The sequence below is a fragment of the Candidatus Accumulibacter vicinus genome (genome assembly GCF_000584955.1).
Classification (GTDB): Bacteria; Pseudomonadota; Gammaproteobacteria; order Burkholderiales; family Rhodocyclaceae; genus Accumulibacter; species Accumulibacter vicinus.
In genome coordinates, this window is record NZ_JDSS02000006.1 from 2,314 (window position 1) to 6,381 (window position 4,068).

Below are 4,068 nucleotides of genomic sequence, written 5' to 3' on the forward strand. Positions count from 1 at the left end.
TCGCCAGCGCCCGCGCCGCTGTGGCGCTGGCGCAAGCCCAGGTGGCGGTGCAGCAGGTCAATCAGGACAATACCGATATCCGCGCGCCGTTCGATGGCGTGGTGCTGGTGAAGAACGCCAACGTCGGCGACATGATCACGCCTTTCTCGGCGGCGGCGGGCACCTCGGGTGCCGTCGTGACGATGGCCGACATGAGTACGCTGGAGGTCGAGGCGGACGTCTCGGAAAGCAATGTCGCCAGAGTCCGCGTCGACATGCCGGTGGAGATCACGCTCGATGCGATCCCCGATGCGCGCTTCCGCGGCAGCGTCGCCCGCGTCGTGCCGACGGTGGACCGGGCCAAGGCGACGGTGGTGACCAAGATCCGCTTCGACAAGATCGACGCGCGCATCCTGCCGGAAATGAGCGCCAAGGTGAATTTCCTGTCGCAGCCGGCGACTGATGCCGACCAGACGCCGGTAGTCGCCGTCAACCCCAGGGCGATCGCCGAGCGCGCCGGCAGCAAGGTCGTTTTCCGGCTGCTCGGCGAGACCGTCGAAGCCATCCCGGTGACGCTCGGCCGCAAGCTCGGCGATGCGCAGGAACTGACCGGCAGCCCGCTGCAGCCCGGCGAACGCCTGGTCCTGGCGCCCCCGGAGAGGCTCGCTGCCGGCACCCAAGTGGCGATTTCGGGCGGCAGCGCCGCGCAGAGGAGTCCTTGAGCACCGATCCGGTCCCGCCGCTGATTCGCATCCGCGGGCTCTCGAAAGGCTACCGGCGCGGCGGGCAGGTGATTCCGGTGCTGCTCGACCTCGACATGGACGTTGCGACGGGCGAGTTCGTGGCGCTGATGGGTCCGAGCGGCTCGGGCAAGAGCACGCTGCTGAACCTGATCGCCGGCATCGACAAGCCGTCCGCCGGCACCATCGAGATCGGCGGCGTCGATATCGCCGAGCTGAGCGAGGGCGAACTGGCTGACTGGCGTGCCGCCAACGTGGGCTTCGTTTTCCAGTTCTACAACTTGCTGCCGGTGCTCAGCGCACAGGACAACGTCGCGCTGCCGCTGCTGCTCACCAGTCTGTCGAGCCGCGAGCGCGCCGAGCGGGCGCGCGTCGTCCTCCGGCTGGTGGGCCTCTCCGACCGCGCCGACCATATGCCGAACGAACTCTCGGGCGGGCAGCAGCAGCGCGTGGCGATCGCGCGCGCACTGGTCAGCGACCCGCTGCTGATCGTCGCCGACGAGCCCACCGGCGACCTCGACCGGGTCACCGGCGAAGAGATCCTCGGACTGCTCGAACGACTCGTCGTCGAGATGGGCAAGACGATCGTCATGGTCACGCACGACCCCAAGGCTGCCGCGCACGCGCGCCGTCTGGTGCACCTCGAGAAGGGCGTGCTGGTCGACGAGGTCGGCGCATGACGCTCGCGCACGCACGAGGCGACCGATGTTCCTGCTGCGGCTGCTGCTGAAGAACGCCTTTCGTCACCAGCTGCGCACCGGCCTGACGCTGATCGGACTGGTGGTGGCGATCTGCGCCTTCGGCCTCCTGCGCACCATCGTCGATGCCTGGTATGCCGGCGTCGAGGCCAGTTCGAGCACCCGCCTGGTGACGCGCAGCAGCATCTCGCTGACTTTCCAGTTGCCGCTCAACTACGCGCAGCGAATCCGCGCCGTCGAGGGCGTGCGCGCGATCAGCTGGGCCAACTGGTTCGGCGGGGTGTACATCACCGAGCGGAATTTCTTCCCGCAGTTCGCGATCGATCCGGCGAGCTATCTGGCACTCTACCCGGAGTACGTGATTGCCGACGCCGACAGGCTCGCCTTCTTGCGCGATCGGCAGGGAGCGGTGGTCGGACGCGGGCTGGCCAGCAAGTTCGGTTGGCAGGTCGGCGACCCGATCCCCTTGCGCGGCACGATCTATCCGGGCACCTGGACCTTCACCCTGCGCGCGATCTACGACGGAGCGGACGCCAAGACCGACGAGAACCAGATGTTCGTGCACTGGGCGTTCATCAACGAATCGCTACGCCAGACCGCGCGCCAGCGTGCCGATGCCGTCGGCGTGTACATCGTCGGGATCGACGAACCGAACAACGCCGCCCTGATCTCGCAACGCATCGACACGCTGTTCGCCAATTCGCTGGCCGAGACGCTCAGCGAGACCGAAAAGGCGTTCCAGCTCAGCTTCGTGTCGATGAGCGAGGCGATCCTGGTGGCGATCCAGGCGGTGAGCCTGATCATTATCGTGATCATCATGGCGGTGATGGCCAACACCATGACGATGACCGCGCGCGAGCGGCTGGCGGAATACGCGACGCTCAAGGCGCTGGGCTTTCCGCCCGGCTTCGTCGTCGGTCTGCTGTATGGCGAAAGCCTGCTGATCGCCGGCCTCGGCGGCGTGCTTGGGGTCGCCGCGACGCTGCCGCTGTCGGCGGCCTTCGCGCAGGCGACCGGCACGCTGTTTCCGGTGTTCCAGCTGTCCGCCCTGACGATGGGCCTGCAGTTGCTGGCCGCGGCGATCGTCGGCCTCGTCGCCGCCGCGTGGCCGGCGTGGCGGATGAGCCGGATCGACATTGTCGATGGCCTGCGGCATGTGGCGTAAGCGGGCGCTGGCGCGCGTGCGCGGCCCGCTGCGCCCGCGGAGCACGCCGTGAAGGGCCTGCCGCTGGCCTACATCGTGCGCAACCTGTGGGTGCGCCGGGTGACCACCGTGCTCACCGCGCTCGGCATGGCGCTAGTGGTCTACGTCTTTGCGACGGTGCTGATGATGAGCGAAGGCATTCGCGCGACGCTGGTCGCCACCGGTCAGGCAGACAACGTCATCGTCCTGCGCAAGGGCGCCGGTGCCGAGATCAACAGCGCGGTCGCTCGCGATCAGGCGGGAATCATCGAGACGCTGCCGGGAATCGCCAGCGACACCCTGGGCCGCACGATGGTCAGCCGCGAGCCGGTGGTGCTGATCAATCTGCCCAAGCGTGGCAACGGTAAGCCGAGCAACGTCACCGTGCGCGGTACCTCGGAAATTGGCGGGGAACTGCGGCCGCAGGTGCGCATCAGCGAAGGCCGCATGTTCCGCCCAGGCACTTCCGAGATCGTCGCCGGCAGCGCCGTGGCGGCGGGCTTTCAGGGTGTCGGCCTGGGCCAGACGCTGCGCTTCGCCGGCCGCGACTGGCTCGTCGTCGGCATTGTCGACGCCGGCCGCAGCGGTTTCGACTCGGAGCTCTGGGGCGATGGCGAACAGATGCTGCAGGCTTTCAGGCGTAACGCCTTTTCGACCGTTGTGCTGCGTCTGGCCGATGTGGACGGCTTCGAGCGCATCCGGAAAGCGCTCGAGGACGATCCCCGGCTGTCGCTCGAAGCCAAGCCCGAACGTGTCTTCTATGCCGAGCAGAGCGAGGCGCTGGCGACCTTCATCCGCCTGCTCGGCACCGCACTGGCCGTCATCTTCTCGATCGGCGCCGTGGTCGGCGCGATGATCACGATGTTCGCCGCGGTGGCCGCGCGCACCGCCGAGATCGGCACCTTGCGCGCGCTCGGGTTTCGGCGCCGCGCCGTGCTGCTGGCGTTTCTCGGCGAGTCGCTGCTGCTGGCGGCGCTCGGCGGCGTGCTGGGGCTGGCCGGTGCGAGCGCGATGCAGGCCGTCGACATCTCGACGACGAACTTCCAGACTTTCGCCGAGCTGGCTTTCCGCTTCGTCCTGACGCCATCGATCGCCTTGCAGTCCATGGCTTTCGCGTTGGCGATGGGCATCGTCGGCGGCTTCGTCCCGGCGTGGCGCGCGGCACGTCTGGAGATCGCCGAGTGCCTGCGCGCGGCCTGAACAGAAAATCCGGGCACGGAGCACCAGCAGCGACGGCAAGCCTCTGGAGGCCGCCCAAGGCAGCAAGGCCAACGCAACGGCCCAGACGGTCGGCGGCCAGCGGTTGCTGCGGATCTTCGCGTCCGGCGCGCAGGCAGGGGCCCCAGGGCCGTGCGCTCAGCGCGACACGTAGAGTAGGCCCAGGGACCGGTCTTCAGGTGGAAGACCTTGAAACGGCTGCTGCCGCCGCCGGCCATTCCCAGTTCGCCGCGCACGGCGTCGAGGATCG

At 68.3% G+C, this 4,068-nt stretch carries 4 protein-coding genes; all 4 read left to right on the plus strand.

The features are described 5' to 3' along the window. Positions 1-20 precede the first annotated feature (20 nt). From CAPSK01_RS21325 to CAPSK01_RS00845, 4 genes are read left to right on the plus strand one after another with little or no spacing between them, the layout of a single operon-like run. Complete coding sequence (locus CAPSK01_RS21325; protein WP_337958514.1) at positions 21-701, plus strand: efflux RND transporter periplasmic adaptor subunit; 681 nt, start codon at positions 21-23, stop codon at positions 699-701. Next, positions 698-1,399, plus strand: coding sequence for an ABC transporter ATP-binding protein (locus CAPSK01_RS00835; RefSeq protein WP_034921139.1), 702 nt, complete (start codon positions 698-700; stop codon positions 1,397-1,399). Before CAPSK01_RS21325 ends, CAPSK01_RS00835 begins: the two co-directional genes overlap by 4 nt. A 25-nt stretch (positions 1,400-1,424) precedes the next feature. Beyond that, entirely contained in the window at positions 1,425-2,582 is a 1,158-nt protein-coding gene (locus tag CAPSK01_RS00840) for an ABC transporter permease (RefSeq protein ID WP_034921141.1), read from the plus strand. Between the two features lie 48 nt (positions 2,583-2,630). Continuing rightward, the gene (locus CAPSK01_RS00845) at positions 2,631-3,800 is read left to right on the plus strand and encodes an ABC transporter permease (protein WP_034921144.1); all 1,170 of its coding nucleotides are present in this window, start codon (positions 2,631-2,633) and stop codon (positions 3,798-3,800) included. Positions 3,801-4,068 lie beyond the last annotated feature (268 nt).